Genomic DNA, 18,222 nt, shown 5'->3' on the forward strand with positions numbered 1-18,222 from the left:
GCTGGTCGGGGCCGAGCTCGACGTCAGCGGCATGGAAGTGGAGAAAGACCGCGACTTCCGGCGCTGACAGGTGGCGGCAGTCCTAAAGCGGGGGCGAGAGCAGCCGCGCCGCGGAGTCGTGCAACCGCTTGAGGACCGGGCTCCGACGGTACCTGCCCGGCTCGAAGGGGTAGCAGTCCTCGAGGTCCCGCTCGAACGCCGCCTCCAGCTCCTGCGCGAGCCGCGCATCGTAGATCACGGCGTTGAGCGGATCCGTCGCAAACACTTTGTTTCAGAGTCTTAGATACTATTCTACCTTATCTAAATGGCGGAGAGTGGCGTGTTCAAGGGCAGGCATTTTGATCGATCTGTGATCCTGCTCTGTGTCCGGTGGTATCTGGCCTACAATCTCAGTATCCGTAATCTGGAGGAGATGATGGCGGAGCGGGGTATCTCCGTCGATCACGCGACAGTGCATCGCTGGGTTGTTCGTTACTCGCCGCAATTGCTGGAGCGGTTCAACCGGCGCAAGCGGGCCGTCTCTGGCAGGTGGCATGTGGATGAAACCTACATCAAGGTGAGCGGCCAGTGGCGGTATCTCTACCGCGGCACCGACAGCAATGGCGACACCGTCGAGTTTTGGTTCAGCGAGCGGCGCAACCTCACTGGGGCCAAGCGGTTCCTGCGCAAGGCGCTGAAGCGGCACGGTCGCCCCGACAGGATCGTGATCGACGACAGCCAGACAAATCGGGAGGCGATCCTGTCGTTTGATGCAGAGAGTCGTCTGCGGGATTGCTTAGGACGCCGGCTAAAGCCGATCCGGATCCGGCAGAGCCGGTACTTGAATAACCGCATTGAGCAGGATCATCGCGCGATCAAACGCCGGGTCCGACCCATGCTCGGGTTCCAATCCGCGGCCACGGCCCGTGTGATCCTGGGTGGCATCGAGATGGTGCACATGATGCGCAAGCAGCAGACGAAGTATGCTTGCAATCCCTAACCTTCATTGGCTGAACAGTTCGATCTGCTCGCTGCCTGAGCCTGTCATGACGACCTGCTCCTTTCTCGCTCCTGCTCAGGATTTGCGACGGAGCCGACCTGCAGCAGTTCACCTCAGTCTTTTCGGCTGCCAGAAACCTGTTCGTTCCACCGCGCTCGCACTGGTCTGCTCTCGCCACCCACGTCTACCGTCTACGAGCCATGGCGGCATGGAAGTCCGCGGCGGGCGTGCTCGCCTGAATCCAACAAAGCAGGTCTTACCGCGGTCGACTCAGGTTACCGTGACATCACTTATAATCGCATTGAGAAGGATCATCGTGCTATCAAGCGACAGGTTCTGCCTATAATCGGATTCGTGTCCGCCGCCAGCGCATGAGATATCCCAGATGAACTCGAAATGGGACGAATGATGCGAAACAGACAGGCGAAGTGTGTATAAGAGTGGCAAGGATTGCTCGCCAATCAGTTCGAGTGGCTCGCTGCATAAGCATCCCCACGCGGCGCTGGCACCTTTCTGTTCTCAGTCAGAACTTGCTGCAAACCTGTTGGGCGTGCCCACCCCATCACAATCCCATGAAGCATCCGGTGACGGTGACAACCTTGAGCTCAGGCCCTGCTTCGCCCAGCGGTCACGAAACCTGAGTTGCGGTCAGTTCGAGGGCCAGAGGCTGGTGGTCGGATGCGGTAGTCTCGATATCTACCCTCACGGTCCTGACCTTTTCGGTCAGGTTTTGGGTGATGAAGATGTAGTCTCGGCAATGGGGGCCCTGAGGCCACTGCTTGAAGTCCGCCACGCCGGTGGTGGGTGGATGCGGCGTTGGGCCTCGGGCGATTGTCCACACATCGCGGAAGGACGGAATCTCCGGCGCGAAGGGTTTCAGGATGTCCTGGTAGAGCGGCTCGTCAGGCCCAAGGTTGAAGTCGCCGCAGATGATCGTGCCAATCGGCTCCGGAGACGTCCGATAGGCTCCGTAGGAGTGATCCTCGAACCCGATTGCCTTGCGCCTCTCACCGTCTTCATGGATGGTGCGCAGGCGCTCGATCTGCGCCCTTCGGTGGATCTCGGAGTGATATTCCAGGTGCGTGGTGATCACGCGCAGGGCACCCTCGGGCCCTTGAACGAGAACCTCCAGGGCCTGGCGCGGCATGCTTCGGCCATCCGTCGCAGGCCATGGCAACCTATGGCTGGCGATCTCCAGAACCGGCAGACGGGACAGGATCATGTTGCCGAAGACCTGAAGCCGGCCGCCGTCATCGACCTTCTCCACGGCCGGACGGAAGATGGGCCAATAGCCGGGAAGAAGGGAGGCGAGCATGGCCGGCTGATCCTGGCCGCCATCATGCTCTGGAAAGCCGTGGGAGACCTCCTGAAAGCAGAAGACATCTGCATCGCACAGCGCCGTCGCCATGGTAACGATGCGGCCAAGATCGATTCGGCCGTCGCAGCCGAGTCCCCATTGGATGTTCCAAGTGACAAGCTTCATCAGCGGATGCCAGCACGCATGAAGGATTGCACGAACTGGCGCTGGAAAAGCAGGAACGCGAGGAGCAGCGGCGCCATGGTCATGACGGTGGCGGCCGTGATGACCGACCAGTCCACGCCTGTTTCAGGAGCGCCGAAGACTGCGAGGCCCACAGTGAGCGGACGACTTTCCACGGAGTTCGTGACGATGAGGGGCCAGAGGAAGTTATTCCAGTGATAGCTCACGGAGACGAGTCCAAAGGCGATGTATGTGGTCTTGCCGAGCGGCACGAACACGCGCCATAGCACGCCGAAGGACGAGGCGCCCTCCACGCGCGCCGCCTCGACCAGCTCGTTCGGCACGCTCTTGAAGGTCTGGCGCAGCAGGAAAATGCCGAAAGCGGAGGCCATGTAAGGCAAGGCGATCGCCGGGATCGTGTCGAGCAGGTTGAGGCCGCTGATGACCCGGTAGTTCTCCACGATCAGCACGTCCGGCATGATCATGAGCTGGACGAGGACCAGAGCGAACAGCACGTCGCGTCCGACGAAGCGGAACCGCGCGAAGGCATAGGCCGCGAGCGTCGCGATGACGAGCTGCCCTGCCAGAACCAGGGTCACCAGCATCACCGTGTTGAGGTAATAGCGGGCAAAGGGCGCCTGGCTCCAGGCCTTCGCGAAATTGTCCAGCGTGAGCGGCGCGGTGATGTCGAAGCGCGTCGCGTATTCGGACGGATGGAACGCGCTCCAGAAGCTGTAGGCCAGCGGCAGCAGCCACAGAAGCGCCAGCATCCAGGCCGCGAAAGTCTCGATCGAGTGGCTGTCTTTTCTCATTGGTAGTGGATCCTGCGATCGAGATAGACGAACTTGGTCAGGGCCACAGCCGCCAGGATGGCGATAAGCGTCACTGTCAGGGTCGCGGCGTAGGTAGTGTCCCAGAAATTGAAGGCCACCTCGTAGATGTAGTAGAGCAGCAGGGAGCTGGCATTGTTCGGCCCGCCCTTGGTCATGATGACGAGCTGATCGACGAGCTTGAACGAGTTGATCAGGGCATTGATGGAGATGAACAGGGTCGTTGGCATGAGCAGCGGGAACGTCACGCGGCGGAAGAAGTACCAGCGGCTCGCTCCCTCGACGGAGGCCGCCTCCTTCAGCTCCGGCGGAGTCGACTGCAGCGCCGCGAGATAGAAGATCATAAAGAAGCCGGCCTCTTTCCACACCACCATGACGGCAAGGCAGGTCATGACGGTGGAGGGATCGCCGAGCCAGTTGTGACCCGCAAAGCCGAGGGATTTCAGGAATTGGTCGAGGAGCCCGTAATCCGGCGTGTAGAAGAAGAGCCAAATATTGGCCACCGCGATCATCGGCAGAACCGTCGGTGTGAAGAAGGCAAGGCGCAGGAAAGACCGGCCGACGATCTTCTTGTCGACCCAGACGGCCATGAGGAGCGCAAGCGCGATGCTGGTCGGCACCGTGGCGAGCGCGAAGATGAAATTGTTGCGCAACACCTGCCAGAAGACATCGTCGTCCAGCATGTAGCGATAGTTTTCCAGCCCCACGAACTCCGCCGGGCCGCTGCGGCCTAGGGAGAAGAAGCTGTGATAGAGCGTGGCGATGATGGGATAATGGGTGAAGGTCGCAAGAAGAACCATGGCCGGCAGCAGCAGCAGCCAAGCATTGACGCTCTTTACCCAGTTTCTGCGCCTAGCCGATTTCGGCTCGGTGGCGCTCATCACGGAGGCGACCATGGACCTCTCCTCGATCATGAAAAATGTGCCGCGACGGAGCACCGCCGCAGCACATGCAATGCTGATTACTTGTAGCGGCTCAGCACGCGCTCGGATTGCTTCTGAGCGCTCTCGAGAGCTTCCTGGGGGGTCTGGGTGCCTGTCACCGCGGCCTGCACGGCATCGTTGACGATCTTGTAGATGCGTCCATTGTCATGCACGGACAGTTCGGCCACCGCGTGCTTGAGCTGGTCGCGAGCCACGACGGCCTGCGGGAAGTCCTTTACATAGGCCTTCATCGTCTCAGTTTCGTAGGCTGCCGGAGTCACGGCCACGTAACCGGTCTTGATGCTCCATTCGGCAGCCCGCTCAGGAGCCGTCGCCCAGCGGATGAACTTCACGGCAGCCTTCTGCTGATCAGGACTCGCGCTCTTGAACACATAGAAGTTGCCGCCGCCAGTCGGCGACCCGCGCTGTTCCTTGGCGGGCAGCATGGCGACGCCGAAGTTGAACTTGGCGCCTTCCTTCACGGCGGTCAGGTTGCCCGTCGTGTGCCACATCATGGCAGTCTTGCCTTCGAGGAAGTCCGTGCGCAGGGTGCCCCACTCCACGGCGCCCTTCGGCATCACGCCGTCCTTGGCCGAAAGGTCGACCCAGTACCGCAGGGCCTCGACGGTCTTGTTCTCGTTGAAGAAGGTCTTGTTGCCGGCCTCGTTCATGAGCTTCTGGCCGTTCTCAATGGCGAGAGCCTGCAGCATCCAGTAGCCGTATCCGGTGGACGGAATCTCGACGCCCCAGCGGGTGACGTTGCCGGAGGCATCCCTCTTCACGAGCTTCTTCGACATCTCGGCCATCTCGGCCCAGGTTGTCGGCGGCTTCTCAGGATCGAGGCCGGCCTCCTTGAATGCGTCCTTGTTGTAGTAGAGGACGATGGTCGAGCGCTGGAATGGCACGCTCCAGGTCTTGCCGTCGACTTGGCCGTTTTCCATGAAGGCAGGGTAGAAGCTCTTGAGCCATTCCTGGCCGTCGGCTCCCGCAAGCTCGTCGATCGGCACGATGGCTTTTTCGTCCATGAGCGTGAACAGGTCGGTGGAGAACAGCACCGACAGCTGCGGCGGCTGACCGCCCTTCATGGCCGTCATGGCCTTGGTCATGGTGTCGGTGTAGTTGCCCGCATAGACCGCCTCGATCTTGATGTCCGGGTTCTCCTTCTGGAACCGCTGCACCACGTCGTCGATGATCTTCGTGACCGGGCCGCCGACCGCGACCGGATAGTACATAGTCAGGTCGACTGCTTGAGCCGCGGTCGCACCGAGGCCGGCGATCGTCATGAAACCTGCCGTGAGCAGGGCCTTCGTCTTGAACCTCATCATGTCCTCCCCTCTGAAGTTTTTGGAAGTTGCACGCTTGCGGTCTTGGCCGCCTGCGCTCTTTCAGAAGAAAGCGTCCGCTTAAGCCGCGACACGACCGGCAAGCCGCTTTCCGCTGTCCCTGTCAAACAGATGTATGTGACGGTTTTGCCATTCGAGCCCAACCTGAGTGCCGGCCGGCAACGAGCAATAGCCGGTCTGTCGCACGGAGACGGTCTCTCCTTTCACATCGCAAAGGATGATGCTGTCCGCCCCCAGGTACTCGACGGCCTTGACAGTCGCCGGCACCCCGTCCCGCTCCACCAAGGAGATGTGCTCGGGCCGCACGCCGAGCATGGCGTCATCCTGCCAGGAGATAATGTTCATGGAAGGCGTACCGATAAACCGGGCCGTGAAGTCGCTCGCCGGCTCGCTGTAGAGCTCATGCGGCGCGCCGTTCTGCTCGATATGGCCGTCGCGCATCAGGATCACCCGGTCGGCCATCGTCATGGCCTCGGTCTGATCGTGGGTGACGTAGACCATGGTCACGCCCAGCCTCTGCTGCAGGCTGCGGATCTCGGTGCGCATCTCGTGACGCAGCTTGGCATCGAGGTTCGACAGAGGCTCGTCCATCAGGCAGATGGCAGCCTCCGCAATGATCGCGCGCCCGAGGGCGACGCGCTGGCGCTGGCCGCCAGAGAGCTGGGAGGGCTTGCGCTCGAGCAGGTGGCTGAGACCGACGATATCGGCCACTTTCTTCAGCCTCTCGTCCCGCTCCGCGCGTCCGACGCCGCGGACCTTCAGGCCGAAGATGATGTTTTCGGCGACGTTGAGGTGGGGAAAGAGCGCGTAGGACTGGAACACCATGGAAATCCGGCGCTCGGCCGGCGAGAGATGGGTCACATCGCGTCCACCGATGGTGATCATGCCAGAATCGACCTCCTCGAGGCCTGCGATCAGCCGAAGGGTCGTGGACTTGCCGCATCCAGAAGGGCCGAGAAGAACGAGGAGCGTTCCGGCTTCGGCCTTGAAGCTGATCCGCTCGACACCTCCGACACCGCCCCAGGTTTTCGACACGGCATTGACGATGATTTCAGACATGAGCGTCGACCCTGTGGCTTTTCATATCAGACGATCTCTTTGCTTCTGCCCCTGAGCAGCAGGTCCGCAAGTTCCGCGAAGCCATTTCCCGAGTGTCCTTTTGTGATGTAGGTGGGCTTGTGCGTCAGCCGATGCGCGAAGGCCCGAATGTTGGCGACGCCCACGCTGTACGGAAACGCGGCGAACATCGGCTCGTCGTTGGGGGAGTCGCCCGCATAGATCACGGCGTTCTTCGCCTCGTTCCATCCGATCCCGAATACGTCTGCCAGCAGGGTCTTGGCCATGCTGAGCTTGTCGTACTCGCCGAACCAGCCGTTCACGTGGATCGAGCTGACCTTCGCCCGCGCACCGGCCTTCTCGAAAATGGAGACGATCCGGTCCACCTCAGCCTCGGCTAAGGCCGGCACGTCCTCGCGGAAATCGATGGCGAGCTCCGCCAGGCGATAGGGTTGGTTGCTCGCCAGCGCGCAGCCCGGCACTGCGGACAGCACCTCCTTCTCGACAGCATCAAGCCTGATCCGGTTCTGCTTCAGTTCCTCAGGGCTTGCCCAGAAGCGCTGGTGCATGGTCTTCCGCTCGCGCTCGTAGCGGAAGTATAAGGCGCCGCTCTCCCCCACCACCGCATCAACCGGCCACGTGCGGGCGATGTGATCACACCGGCCCGCCGGACGGCCGTTCACGGGGATGACGATGAAGCCCGCCCGGTGGGGCTCTTCAAGGGCGCCATAGGCCTTTGCCGTGAGCACCCCCTCCGTCGTCACCGAGTCATCGATGTCGGTCAGAACCACGCGGACGGCCCGCGCCGCCTCCAGGGGAGGCTTCGACAGGGGCTTCATGCTGCCGCCTTCTCGGGGCGCAGCAAGGCCATGTGTCGGGTCTGAATCCATTTCTCTCCCCGGCTGAAACCATTAGGCATTTTTTGTGGAGCTTAGGAACCCAAACTTGGGAGATCAAGCATGCTTATGTGGAATGTCCAAAATTTTTGTGAGAGGAATACAGTCAAAGCACCCAGGCTGTTCCAGGATCGACCACATGTCCTTCTCAGAGGGGAAAAAGGCTACCCGTCAGCGCGTGATCATGACCGAGTTGGCGCTCAGCCCCAGCGTCAGGACGTCCGAACTCGCCATGCAGCTCGGCGTGTCGGCCGAAACGGTCCGTCGCGACATCGAGGAATTGACGCGGCGCGGCCTCGTTAGCCGCACCTACGGCGGGGCGACCGGTCTCCAGCTCGGGCTGCAGCCTGGATTTCAGGATCGTGACGCAACGGCAGTCCAGGAGCGCGATGCCATCGCCCGCATGGCCGTTCAGATGGTGAAGCCGGGCCATGTCCTGATGATCGATTCAGGATCGACGACGGCTCACTTCGCCCGCGCCCTCGCCTATTCGGTCGACGGCCTGACGGTGATCACCAACGGCCTTGCCGTCGCTCAGGCGCTGGCCCCTCAGAAGAAAACCCGGGTCGTGTTCTGTCCCGGAGAGTTCTCGTCCGACGAGGGTGGCGTCTATGGCCCCGACACGTGCGCCTTCCTTGGCCGGTTCAACGCCGATATCGCGTTCATCGGCGCCAGCGGCCTTACCCTCGACGGGCCGAATGACGTGGTGTCGAATGCCTGCTGGGTCAAGCGCAAGATGCTGGAGCGGGCCGAGCGGCGGGCGCTTCTCGTTACCTCCAGCAAGTTCAACCGGCGTCACCTTGAGCTTGTCTGCCCGCTCAAAGATCTCTCAGATGTGGTGACGGAAGCCCCGCCGGGCGAGCCCCTGGTTGAAGCCCTTCAAGTTAGTGAGATTACCCTGCACGTGAGTTCGACCCGATATCTGGAGAAGGAATAGGGCTTTACTTTCTTCGAAGGTACGCATCAGGTCAGACAGCGCAATTCCGTACCCTCCAGGGACGTCCGGTATACCGTGCTTGAGCGGACGTTCGCGTTATCTCCGGAACGGCCATTCGGTGGCGGATCTCCTTCTTGCTCTGTCCACTTACCCATGAGACAGAGAACCCCTTATTTGCAGATACGACACTTCGGCGGGTCGACGTCGAAGGGGAACTTGCCTTGTTCACTGAAGAAGTCGTCAAAGGCCTTCTTCACCCCAGGCCAATGGGGGTAGTCGTCCCCAATGAGCACACCCTCAGGCCGGAGCATCGGCCACCATTCGCGCAGATCCGATGTGACGGCATGATAATCATGGCCGCCGTCGATGTGGACAACATCAATCTCAATCGCGTGGTGTCGCAGAACGTTGGCAGCGTTCACTGAGTCAAGCGGAAGGGGTAGGACGTAGCCCTGGAGCCCTTCTCCAACGATGTTGGCTGCAAAGGTATGGTAGAGCGCAGGATAGCCGTTGCTAAAATTCAGATGGGCGAACCACTCATCGTTGGTCCAGTGATCCCAGGCTCCGAGCCAGGTATCGACGGCGATCACGACAGCATCAAGGTTCATCGCCTTCATCCTTGAGGCAAGCGAAATCACCGAGGCACCCTTCCAGACGCCCACTTCAACCACCACGGATGGCCGGAGCGCTTCGATCGCGTCGGACAAGTAAGGGTGGCTCGATGCCCACCCCTGATGATCCTGCCGATACAGCCGGCCGGGATAGTTCAGGAAAGGGTCCTGACCGCGCCATATCGTCCTCAGCAGTGCTTCGCGAACCTTCGTCATGCCTGCCTCGCTCATGGGATGAACACACGGCCAGCGCCTTGCCTACATCTGGAACAACCTCATTCGTGTCCGTGCGGTTCAACGGTGCGAAAAACGCGTTCCGGACAAATGCTGTCACCTAACAGGCCCTGAGGAGGTTCGTCTCGGGTCGAACCACCTAAACACGCACCCTTTCAGGAAGGTCCCCATTGACCGGCTACGCTGACCAATCCTTGACGCCCAAGAAGTGCCAAGAGGAGACATTCCGCGTTTCTTCCATTTCGTGCTCAATCTCCAAAGCGTTACGGCTGGACAGGACACGGGCTGATCCAACTATACGGCGGTCATGTGCGGAATTGCATGGACCCGCCCTTTGATGGCCCGCACTCAGGAAAGCATCTGAAGATCGGCGTCGACGGCAATTGCCTGACCGGAGATGGTCCGTCCACGAGATGAGCATAGGAAGACGATCTGGTCGGCAAGCTGCTGGGCCGTCACATATTCCTTCAGCGACGCATTCGCGAGGGTAGCCTGCTCCATTTCCTCAAAAGAAACTCCCTTCTGCTGCGCCTTGGCTTCCAGCACGCGGCGTTGCCGATCGCCTGCCACGATTCCAGGCAGGATCGCGTTCACGCGGATGCCGTCCTGTCCGAGTTCGCGGGAGAGGGATTTCGTAAAGCCGATCACGGCCCATTTGGCCGCCGCATAGGGCGAGCGCAGCGGGAAGCCGAACTGGCCCGCCGCCGACGAAAGGTTGATGATCGAAGCATTCCGGCTTTTCCTCAAATGCGGGACCGCCAAGCGCGTACAGTTGAACTGCCCGGTGATGCACACGTCCAGGCAATGATCCCAATCCTCGGGATTGATCTCCTCCACCCGGCCAGTTGGCCCGGCGATGCCGGCGTTGTTGACGAGAACGTCCAGCCCGCCAAGTGCTCCCAGCGCCTCCTCGAACACCCCGGTCATTCCGGCCCGGTCGGCCACGTCTCCATACGACGCGGTGAGCTGCGGATCCGATGACGCGACGGCCTCAAGAGCGGCGCGGTCCACGTCGCAGGCATGCACCCGCGCTCCTTCGTGCAGAAAGGTGCGGGCAATCTCAAGGCCGATGCCGGCCGCGCCAGCCGTCACGAAAACACGCAGTCCGGCAATATCGAGATCCATTATAATCGTCTCCCTGTCTTTGATTTCTCATTAAAGCGGGCACACTTGGCGGCCCAAGCGATGCGATGGCTTCCAAAAATACGGCATCGGCTAATCCAGCAGGCGACCGGTGCTCTCGATGAAAGTGGCCGCTCCCTCGATATCGTCCGTCAGCGCCTTGCGGGCGGTCGCCCCGTCCCCGGCCGAGACGGCTGCCACGAGACGCCGATGCTGCTCCACCGCGCCCCCGGTGCGAAGTCGATCGGGCGAGATCTTGAGGTCGAAGTTGAGCACCGGCCCGATCTTCAGCCAGAGTCCCTCGATGATGCCAACCAGGGTAGGCAGGCCGGTGGCCCTATACACGGCGAAATGCAATTCCTTGTTGGCGCGCACGGCCTGATCCGCCTGCGGATCCGGACTGCGCGCCTGATCCAGGAAGGCCTCTTCGAACCGCTGCATCGCGACCAGGTCCGACGCCGAGCGGTTCCGCGCAGCCTCCTCGGCGGCAAAACCCTCCACCGCCAGCCTGACAGACGTCAATTCGCGAAAGCGCGCGCGGCTCATCAGGGGTACGCGCACCGCGCGATTGGGCAGCACCTCTAGGGATTGGTCCGACACCAAGCGGGCGACGGCTTCCCGCACCGGCATGATCGACATGCCCAGGGTTTCCGCGACGCTGCGAAGAGACATCTTCTGTCCTGGAGCGAGTTCGCCGCTCATCAGGAGCTCACGCAACTCGGCGTGCACGCGCTCGCCCAGGGTCACCCGTTCAAGCCGGCCGATCTGCGTGATCGCCGTTGGAGTCTCGGTAATACGGGGGCTCGACAAGGTGCTCATCTTAAGACAATCTAACTGTGATCACAGATCGCGGCAAGTAAATGCGACAGCTTAATCCGGAGAAGGAAACGCCAATGGTACAATCGAACGATTTGACCCGCCGCACGCTCCTCAAGGGAACTGCCAGCGCCACGGCGCTCGTCGGCATCGGAATGCCCGCCATCGTCAAAGCACAGGCCGACGTTATCCGAATCGGACACCTCACGCCAGTCACCGGATTCCTGGGTCCGCTCGGAGAATTCGCCCAGATGGGGGTGAGACTCGCGGCCGAGGAGATCAACGCGGCCGGCGGCATCCTGGGACGTCCGGTCGAGCTCGTGATCGAGGACTCGGTCAATCCGCAGACGGCGTCCGCGAAGGCCGAGCGCCTGATCGAGCGCGACAAGGTCGCGATGATCATCGGCGAGATTTCGTCGGCTTCCGCGCTCGCCATCGGTCAGGTCGCGGACCGGACCAAGACCGTATTTATCAATACGGGCGCCAATTCAGACGCGTTGCGCGGGGCGAGCTGCAACCCGTTCATGTTCCACATCGAGGCCGCGAACTCAATGATGGTGCTCGCGGTGGGCAACTACCTGAAGAGCGAAAACATGATCAAAGGGAAGAAATGGTATTCCCTGACGGCCGACTACGCCTTCGGCCACGATCTCTTCCGCGTTGCCAAGAAGTTCGTCACGGAAAATGGCGGCGAGTTCGTCGGCGAGGAACTGGTCCCGACCGACGCCACCGACTTCAGCCCCTATCTCCTGAAGATCCGCCAAGCCCGGCCAGACGTCGTGGCGTCGAACCTGGCCGGTAACCAGATCACCAACTTCATCAAGCAATATGCCGAGTACGGGCTGCAGTTTCCGATCACGGGCTTCGGCTTTGACACTGCCGTGGCCTGGGGCGCGGGCAAGGGCAACTTCTCGGGCATCTGGCCGCTGATCTGGCACCACCTCGTTGATTCGCCCTCCTCCAAGAAATATGTGGAGGCCTTCGCCAAGAAGTACGGCAAGCCGCCCGAGAACCAGTCCTGGGGCGACTACAACTCCCTCAAGATAGTCGCACAGTCCTTCGCCGAACTGAAATCCGCCGACCCGCAGAAGCTCGCGGAGCATCTGCGCAAGGGCGCGAAGTTCGACATCCTGAAGAGCCGCGAAGGCTACTTCCGTGCCTACGACAACCAGATGGTGCAAGAGATGTACGCCGTGCGCGCGAAGGATCCGGACAAGATGAAGGACCAGTGGGACATCTATGATCCACTTGGCTCCGTTCCTGGTCCCAGCGAGAGCCTTGAGGTCCTTGCCCCGCCGCAGGATGGTGCGTGCAAGATGCCAGCCTAAAACGATCGCCCATCGGCGAGGCCGGACCGCATAGAGCGGCTTTCAGCCTCGCCGGGAGCACGCCATTCCGTTTTCCCCTCCTTCCGGCTCCTCGCCGGAGGTTCATACCCGGAATAAGGAGTCTCGCTTGGCGGTCATCTTTCTCCTCGAGCAGGTGCTGAACGGCCTACTGGTCGGCGCATATTACCTGCTGATAGCTCTCGGTCTTTCGCTGATCTTCTCGCTCGGCGGAATCGTGAATCTCGCCCATGGGGCGTTCTACGCGGTCGGGGCTTACCTCGCTGTGTCGCTGGCGCCATGGATCGGCTTCGGCGGTGCTTTCTTCGCGTCGCCCTTGCTCGTCGCCTTCCTGGGCGTGCTGGTCGAGCGCTTTTTCTTCCGGAAGTTCTACCGGGCGGATCCGATCCTGAGCCTGCTTCTTACCTTCGGTCTCGCCATGATCATCGAGCAGAGCCTGCGGATGATCTTCGGCGCGGCTCCCTTGCCCTTTTCCATCCCGCCAGCGCTCCGGGGACAGGTCTTTCTCGGCGACTTCATCTATCCGCGCTATCGCCTCATCATCTTCGGCGTGGCGCTCGCGGCCGTCACCGCCACCTGGTTCCTGGTTTACCGCACCGCCTTCGGCCGGGTCGTGCGCGCGGGCGCGCAGAACCCGGACATGGTGGGAGCGCTGGGCATCTCGCTTCAACCCTACATGACGGCAGTCGTGGCGGTCGGACTGGGGCTTGCGGGCCTCGCAGGCGTCCTGCTCGCGCCGATCTCGGGCGTGCACCCGGCCATGGGAGCAGAGATCCTCACCGCAGCCTTCGTGGTAGTCGTAATCGGCGGCCTCGGCTCCTTCTGGGGGGTGATCGCAGCGGCCGCCCTCGTGGGCGTGGTTCGCGGCCTCACCATCTATTTCTTCCCGCCCGCCGGCGAGGCCTCCATCTACCTCCTGATGGCGCTCGTGCTGCTCCTGCGTCCGCGCGGATTACTTGGCGAACGCATTCAGAAATTCGAGTAGGCTTTTCATGCGCAAGGATTATCGGTCTCTCCTGATCGCGGCGCTGGCGCTTGCACTGCTGCCATTCATCCTGGACCCCCTGGGCCTGCCCCTCCGCTCGTCAATCGACGTGGTGCTGTTCGCCATCGCGTGCCTGGGCCTCAACGTTCTGGTTGGCTATACGGGCCTCGTCTCCTTCGGCCACGGCGCGTGGTTCGGTCTGGGAGCATATGCGGCGGCGCTGAGCCAGCTCAACTGGTTTCCGGATGGCGTAATTCTGCCGACGCTTTTCGCGCTTCTGTTCGTCGCCGTCGCATCGTTCCTCCTCGGCGCCCTCATCCTGCGCCGGCGCGGCGTCTACTTCTCCCTGCTGACGCTGGCCCTGACGGCCATGCTCTTCGCCGTCGCGTATCGCTGGACGGCGCTTACAGGGGGTGAAAGCGGCCTCGGCGGAGTGGTGCGCGCCAACACGCTCGGCCTCAACCTGAGCTCGGACTGGACCTACTACTGGGCGGTCGCGGCCGTCGGCCTCGGGGTCTGCTTCCTGCTTCTGCGCTTTCACAACTCGCCCGTCGGCACCGTTCTCGTGGCGATCCGCGAAAACGAGCAGCGCGCGCGGTTTCTGGGGTATCCGACCAATCGCTACAAGCTCGTCGGGTTCGTAGTGTCGGCGACCGTCGTTGGTCTCGCGGGGGTCTTGTCCGTCTTTAACCACCGCTTCGCCTCCGCCGAACCGTTGTCGGTGGCCTTCTCGGGCGAGTTGATCGCCATGGTGGTGATCGGCGGAATGCGCAGCTTTCTCGGACCGGCGCTCGGCGCGCTCTTCTACATACTGTTCCGAGAGTTCCTGTCGATGTGGACCCCCCATTGGCTGTTTTATTTCGGCATCCTCTTCGTGGGCTTCATCATGCTCTCGCCCATGGGGCTGATGGGAGTAGCCCAGAGGATCATGGCTCCCTTCCGGCGCAAGGCGACAGAAGAGGCCGCGATGGCCGGTCGGACACTCACGGACGAGCCGCTGCCGTCCTTTCTGAGCCCCCCGGATCACACGGATGGCGTCATCTTGGAGGCGCGCGGGATCGCAAAGAATTTCGGCGCGCTCAAGGCCGTGCGGGGCGTCAATATAGCGGTGCGCGACCGCTCCCTTCACGCCCTGATCGGTCCCAACGGAGCGGGGAAAACCACCGCTTTCAACCTGATTTCCGGCTTCTATACGCCGGACGAAGGCGATGTTTTCCTCAAAGGCAAGTCCATTGCGGGCCTCTCGCCGGAAGCCATCACCCAGGCAGGCATCGGGCGCTCGTTCCAGATCACGAACCTCTTCCCGGCCCTGAGTGTAGAGGAAAACCTTCGGCTGGCCATCCAGGCGCGCCATCCGCAGCGTTTCAATCCCTGGACAAATGCCCGAGCCATCGACCAGGTCGAGGCCGAGACCTCGTCCGTCGTTCGATACCTGGGCGTGGCGGGCATCGAGCATGCCGAGGCTGGGGCGCTCTCCTATGGCGGTCAACGCCTCCTGGATATGGGTCTCGCGCTTGCCACGAAGCCGAGGGTCCTGTTACTGGACGAACCCCTTGCGGGGCTCGCCGCCGCCGAGCGCCAACGCATCGGCGACATCATCAAGCGCATCTCGTCGGACGTGCCCATGCTGCTCGTGGAGCACGACATCGACCGGGTGTTCCAGATCGCGGACGCCGTGACGGTGATGAACGACGGACAGGTGCTCGTAGACGGAACTGTCGAGGATGCGCGTTCAAGCCCGAGGGTGCAGGAAATCTACATCGGCTCGGGAGCAGCGACGGTTGCGGCTAAGACTAGGGAAAGCGCCGTCGAGCCCGCGATGCTTTTAACCGCGGACAACATCAACACCTTCTACGGCAAAAGTCACGTACTGGTCGACGTTTCGTTTGACGTTCACCAGCACGAGATCGTCGCGCTGCTGGGCCGCAACGGCGCCGGCAAGTCGACCTTGCTCAAGACCATCACTGGCATCTCACCGCCTGCCTCCGGCTCGATTACCCTCGACGGTCAAAACATCGCAGGCCGGCCCTCCCACGAGATCGCCCGCCTCGGCATCGGCTACGTGCCGCAGGGGCGCGGGCTCTTCGCCGGGATGACGGTAGGCCAAAACCTCGAACTCGGCCGGCTCAAGCGCGAGACGGGCCACGGCGTGCGATGGGATCTGGACCGGATCTTCGAGTACTTTCCCCGCATCCGCGAGCGGATCGACACCCCAGCCGATTTCCTCTCCGGCGGCGAACAGCAGATGGTAGCGGTCGCCCGCGCCCTCTCGGGCGACGTGAAGGTTCTCCTTTTAGACGAGCCGTTCGAGGGCCTCGCGCCCGCCATCGTCGAGCAACTTTTCGAGAGCTTCGACAAGCTTCGGCGCGACGTCTCGATCATTATCGTGGACCACCACCTCGACCTTGCGCTCGCCCTGTCGGACCGAACGGTGGCCCTGGAACGAGGACGGGTGATCCATAGGGGGCCGTCGAAGGATCTGCGCGATGACCTCGCGCTGCGCCGCAAGGTCTTGTGGCTTTAGGTCTGGAAGGAGAGTCTTGAATGCCAAATGTTGCGATCGTCGGCGCCGGGCTGATCGGCCGTTCGTGGGCAATCGTCTTCGCCCGCGCCGGCTGGCAAGTGCGTGTCACGGATCCGGAGCCCCGTACCCTCGAGAATGGGTCCCGCCTCATCCGCGAGGGTCTCGATGACCTGGCGCGCCACGGCCTCGTGACGGACCCCGCGCTTGCGGCAGGGCGTGTCGAAATCGTGCCATCGCTTGCCGATGCGGTGGGCGGCGTCGACATCGTTCAGGAGAACGGTCCCGAGCTTGTCGATACGAAGCGGGCGATCTTTGCCGAACTCGATCGGCTTTGCCCTGAACACGGCATCCTGGCCTCATCGACCTCCGCGATCGTCGCATCGCGCTTCACGGAAGAGCTCCCAGGTCGCGCCCGCTGCCTAGTCGCCCATCCGGTGAATCCTCCCCATCTGCTGCCGCTCGTGGAGCTCTGCGGCGCCCCCTGGACATCTCCCGAGACGATCGAGCGGGCGCGCAGGATCTATGAGAGCATCGAGCAGGTTCCGATCACCGTGAATCGCGAGGTCGAGGGGTTCGTCCTCAACCGCCTGCAGGGCGCGCTTCTCGCCGAGGCTTTCCGACTGGCCGGTGAGGGCGTAGTCAGTCCCCAGGATCTCGACCGGACCCTCAAGGACGGACTCGGCCTGCGCTGGTCGTTTATCGGCCCGTTCGAGACCATCGAACTCAATGCGCCTGGCGGAATTGCCGACTACTGCAAGCGCTATACTGGGTTCTACCGCAGCCTCAGCGCGGACCCGGCCAAGCCCGATGTTTGGGACGAGGACAACGTGAGCCGCGTCCTGACGGCCTGGGGTGAAACGCCTAGCGCCGACGCGCTCGCGCAGCGTTCCGCCTGGCGCGACAAGCGCCTGGCTGCCTTGAAGGCGCACAAGAAATCCCAGCCCGAAGCCTGACCTACGAGAGAGAACGAGTCCATGGCCCGCAAAGTCATCATCACCTGCGCCGTCACCGGTGCGATCCATACGCCGTCGATGTCCCCTCACCTGCCGATCACCCCTGAGGAGATCGCCGAAGCGGCCATCGGGGCGGCCGAGGCCGGCGCGGCGATCGTGCACCTGCATGCGCGGGACCCGCAGAACGGTAAGCCTGACCAATCCCCAGAAGCGTTCGCGCCTTTCCTGCAGGTCATCAAGCAACGGTCGAACTGCGTCATCAACATCACGACCGGCGGCGCGCCCACTATGCTCGTCGAGGAGCGCGTCAGGCCGGCGGCCCATTACAAGCCGGAGGTTGCCTCGCTCAACATGGGGTCAATGAATTTTGGCCTCTACCCTATGCTGAACCGCTTCAAGGAGTTCAAGCACGACTGGGAGCTCCCCTACCTCGAAGGCTCCAGGGACCGGATCTTCCGCAACACCTTCACGGACATCGAGTACATCCTGACTACCTGCTCCGAGAACGGTACACGGTTTGAGATTGAATGCTATGATATTGGGCATCTTTATACGCTTGCACACTTCGTGGACCGCGGCATCATCAAACCACCTCTCTTCGTCCAGAGCGTTTTCGGTCTTCTCGGCGGCATTGGTCCTCACCCGGAGGATGTCGCGCACATGAAGCGCACAGCTGACCGGCTGTTTGGAGATAATTATCAATGGTCGGTGCTCGGCGCGGGTCGAAACCAGCTCGCGATTGCCGCCCAGGCGGCGTCCATGGGCGGCAACGTTCGGGTTGGGCTCGAGGACTCCCTCTGGATCGGACCCGGCAAACTCGCAAAATCCAATGCTCAGCAGGTGAGGCTGGCGCGCCAAATCATCGAGGGGCTCGGCTTAGAAATCGCCACCCCCGATGATGCCCGCGAGATGCTGACGCTAAAAGGCGGCGATCGGGTCAACTTCTAGAGCATCGTCCGGGGGGCTGCTGCATTAACCGTGGCATTTTAAAAGCGGGCGGCTATCTGAGGAGCCGCTCTGTTGTCTTTGTTCAAGCGCCGTCGGTTTCCCGTCAAGATCATCGTGTTGTGCGTCCGCTGGTACCGCAAGTGATGGCATCAGTTGTCAATCTGGATTGCGCCCCTTGAGGTAGACAGATACGCACTGAGGAGTTGACTGGGTCTGCCAGGCTTGTCGGAGACTGAAGC

The 18,222-nt window shown here is 61.9% G+C and carries 16 protein-coding genes and 1 pseudogene; 8 read left to right on the forward strand and 9 right to left on the reverse strand.

Annotation, left to right across the window (positions count from 1 at the left end; translation table 11 throughout):
- The first annotated feature begins 319 nt into the window (after positions 1-319).
- On the forward strand, positions 320-979 hold the full coding sequence (locus tag JKL45_RS27115; RefSeq protein ID WP_201864913.1) for an IS6 family transposase: 660 nt from the start codon (positions 320-322) through the stop codon (positions 977-979).
- A gap of 98 nt (positions 980-1,077) precedes the next feature.
- Positions 1,078-1,218: pseudogene (locus tag JKL45_RS31085) on the forward strand (IS6 family transposase); the annotation flags it as partial.
- Between the two features lie 389 nt (positions 1,219-1,607).
- Here the strand turns inward: JKL45_RS31085 and JKL45_RS27120 are convergent.
- The 6 genes from JKL45_RS27120 to JKL45_RS27145 all read right to left on the reverse strand — a co-directional run bounded on the left by JKL45_RS27120 (position 1,608) and on the right by JKL45_RS27145 (position 7,450).
- Positions 1,608-2,462, reverse strand: coding sequence for an endonuclease/exonuclease/phosphatase family protein (locus JKL45_RS27120; protein ID WP_201864914.1), 855 nt, complete (start codon positions 2,460-2,462; stop codon positions 1,608-1,610).
- Positions 2,462-3,271, reverse strand: a complete 810-nt coding sequence (locus JKL45_RS27125) for a carbohydrate ABC transporter permease (RefSeq protein WP_201864915.1) — start codon at positions 3,269-3,271, stop codon at positions 2,462-2,464. Before JKL45_RS27125 ends, JKL45_RS27120 begins: the two co-directional genes overlap by 1 nt.
- Positions 3,268-4,185 (reverse strand): carbohydrate ABC transporter permease, encoded by a 918-nt coding sequence (locus JKL45_RS27130; protein ID WP_201864916.1) that lies wholly within the window; start codon positions 4,183-4,185, stop codon positions 3,268-3,270. Before JKL45_RS27130 ends, JKL45_RS27125 begins: the two co-directional genes overlap by 4 nt.
- Positions 4,186-4,250: 65 nt before the next feature.
- Positions 4,251-5,534, reverse strand: coding sequence for an ABC transporter substrate-binding protein (locus tag JKL45_RS27135; RefSeq protein ID WP_201864928.1), 1,284 nt, complete (start codon positions 5,532-5,534; stop codon positions 4,251-4,253).
- 81 nt (positions 5,535-5,615) lie between these two features.
- Complete coding sequence (locus tag JKL45_RS27140; RefSeq protein WP_201864917.1) at positions 5,616-6,614, reverse strand: ABC transporter ATP-binding protein; 999 nt, start codon at positions 6,612-6,614, stop codon at positions 5,616-5,618.
- 26 nt (positions 6,615-6,640) lie between these two features.
- Positions 6,641-7,450 carry an HAD-IIB family hydrolase gene (locus tag JKL45_RS27145; RefSeq protein ID WP_201864918.1) on the reverse strand — a complete coding sequence of 270 codons (810 nt, stop codon included), beginning with the start codon at positions 7,448-7,450 and terminating at the stop codon, positions 6,641-6,643.
- A 196-nt stretch (positions 7,451-7,646) separates the two neighbouring features.
- On the opposite strand from JKL45_RS27145, the gene JKL45_RS27150 reads away from it, so the two are divergent.
- Positions 7,647-8,444 (forward strand): DeoR/GlpR family DNA-binding transcription regulator, encoded by a 798-nt coding sequence (locus JKL45_RS27150; RefSeq protein ID WP_201864919.1) that lies wholly within the window; start codon positions 7,647-7,649, stop codon positions 8,442-8,444.
- A 170-nt stretch (positions 8,445-8,614) separates the two neighbouring features.
- Here JKL45_RS27150 and JKL45_RS27155 read toward each other — a convergent pair whose 3' ends face one another.
- The 3 genes from JKL45_RS27155 to JKL45_RS27165 form a co-directional block, all read right to left on the reverse strand.
- Positions 8,615-9,271, reverse strand: a complete 657-nt coding sequence (locus JKL45_RS27155; protein WP_201864920.1) for a class I SAM-dependent methyltransferase — start codon at positions 9,269-9,271, stop codon at positions 8,615-8,617.
- Between the two features lie 366 nt (positions 9,272-9,637).
- The gene (locus tag JKL45_RS27160; protein WP_201864921.1) at positions 9,638-10,414 is read right to left on the reverse strand and encodes an SDR family oxidoreductase; all 777 of its coding nucleotides are present in this window, start codon (positions 10,412-10,414) and stop codon (positions 9,638-9,640) included.
- A 90-nt stretch (positions 10,415-10,504) separates the two neighbouring features.
- The gene (locus tag JKL45_RS27165; protein ID WP_246499027.1) at positions 10,505-11,221 is read right to left on the reverse strand and encodes a GntR family transcriptional regulator; all 717 of its coding nucleotides are present in this window, start codon (positions 11,219-11,221) and stop codon (positions 10,505-10,507) included.
- A gap of 83 nt (positions 11,222-11,304) precedes the next feature.
- On the opposite strand from JKL45_RS27165, the gene JKL45_RS27170 reads away from it, so the two are divergent.
- The 5 genes from JKL45_RS27170 (at position 11,305) to kce (ending at position 17,983) form a co-directional block, all read left to right on the forward strand.
- On the forward strand, positions 11,305-12,555 hold the full coding sequence (locus JKL45_RS27170; protein WP_201864923.1) for an ABC transporter substrate-binding protein: 1,251 nt from the start codon (positions 11,305-11,307) through the stop codon (positions 12,553-12,555).
- 127 nt (positions 12,556-12,682) lie between these two features.
- Positions 12,683-13,558, forward strand: coding sequence for a branched-chain amino acid ABC transporter permease (locus JKL45_RS27175; RefSeq protein WP_201864924.1), 876 nt, complete (start codon positions 12,683-12,685; stop codon positions 13,556-13,558).
- A 7-nt stretch (positions 13,559-13,565) separates the two neighbouring features.
- Entirely contained in the window at positions 13,566-16,082 is a 2,517-nt protein-coding gene (locus JKL45_RS27180) for a branched-chain amino acid ABC transporter ATP-binding protein/permease (protein WP_201864925.1), read from the forward strand.
- A 20-nt stretch (positions 16,083-16,102) separates the two neighbouring features.
- Positions 16,103-17,035: a 3-hydroxyacyl-CoA dehydrogenase gene (locus JKL45_RS27185; RefSeq protein WP_201864926.1), complete on the forward strand. Its 933-nt coding sequence runs from the start codon at positions 16,103-16,105 to the stop codon at positions 17,033-17,035.
- A 21-nt stretch (positions 17,036-17,056) separates the two neighbouring features.
- The gene (gene kce, locus JKL45_RS27190) at positions 17,057-17,983 is read left to right on the forward strand and encodes a 3,5-dioxohexanoate:acetyl-CoA acetone transferase (RefSeq protein ID WP_201864927.1); all 927 of its coding nucleotides are present in this window, start codon (positions 17,057-17,059) and stop codon (positions 17,981-17,983) included.
- Positions 17,984-18,222: the final 239 nt, after the last annotated feature.

It is taken from the genome of Microvirga soli (assembly GCF_016734765.1).
GTDB lineage: Bacteria > Pseudomonadota > Alphaproteobacteria > Rhizobiales > Beijerinckiaceae > Microvirga > Microvirga soli.

Excerpts from the sequence above, each read along its gene's own strand:
- JKL45_RS27120 (WP_201864914.1), bottom strand. The coding sequence starts at position 2,462 with ATGAAGCTTGTCACTTGGAACATCCAATGGGGACTCGGCTGCGACGGC.
- JKL45_RS27125 (WP_201864915.1), bottom strand. The coding sequence starts at position 3,271 with ATGAGAAAAGACAGCCACTCGATCGAGACTTTCGCGGCCTGGATGCTG.
- JKL45_RS27130 (WP_201864916.1), bottom strand. The coding sequence starts at position 4,185 with ATGGTCGCCTCCGTGATGAGCGCCACCGAGCCGAAATCGGCTAGGCGC.
- JKL45_RS27135 (WP_201864928.1), bottom strand. The coding sequence starts at position 5,534 with ATGAGGTTCAAGACGAAGGCCCTGCTCACGGCAGGTTTCATGACGATC.
- JKL45_RS27140 (WP_201864917.1), bottom strand. The coding sequence starts at position 6,614 with ATGTCTGAAATCATCGTCAATGCCGTGTCGAAAACCTGGGGCGGTGTC.
- JKL45_RS27145 (WP_201864918.1), bottom strand. The coding sequence starts at position 7,450 with ATGAAGCCCCTGTCGAAGCCTCCCCTGGAGGCGGCGCGGGCCGTCCGC.
- JKL45_RS27150 (WP_201864919.1), top strand. The coding sequence starts at position 7,647 with ATGTCCTTCTCAGAGGGGAAAAAGGCTACCCGTCAGCGCGTGATCATG.
- JKL45_RS27155 (WP_201864920.1), bottom strand. The coding sequence starts at position 9,271 with ATGACGAAGGTTCGCGAAGCACTGCTGAGGACGATATGGCGCGGTCAG.
- JKL45_RS27160 (WP_201864921.1), bottom strand. The coding sequence starts at position 10,414 with ATGGATCTCGATATTGCCGGACTGCGTGTTTTCGTGACGGCTGGCGCG.
- JKL45_RS27170 (WP_201864923.1), top strand. The coding sequence starts at position 11,305 with ATGGTACAATCGAACGATTTGACCCGCCGCACGCTCCTCAAGGGAACT.
- JKL45_RS27180 (WP_201864925.1), top strand. The coding sequence starts at position 13,566 with ATGCGCAAGGATTATCGGTCTCTCCTGATCGCGGCGCTGGCGCTTGCA.
- JKL45_RS27185 (WP_201864926.1), top strand. The coding sequence starts at position 16,103 with ATGCCAAATGTTGCGATCGTCGGCGCCGGGCTGATCGGCCGTTCGTGG.
- kce (WP_201864927.1), top strand. The coding sequence starts at position 17,057 with ATGGCCCGCAAAGTCATCATCACCTGCGCCGTCACCGGTGCGATCCAT.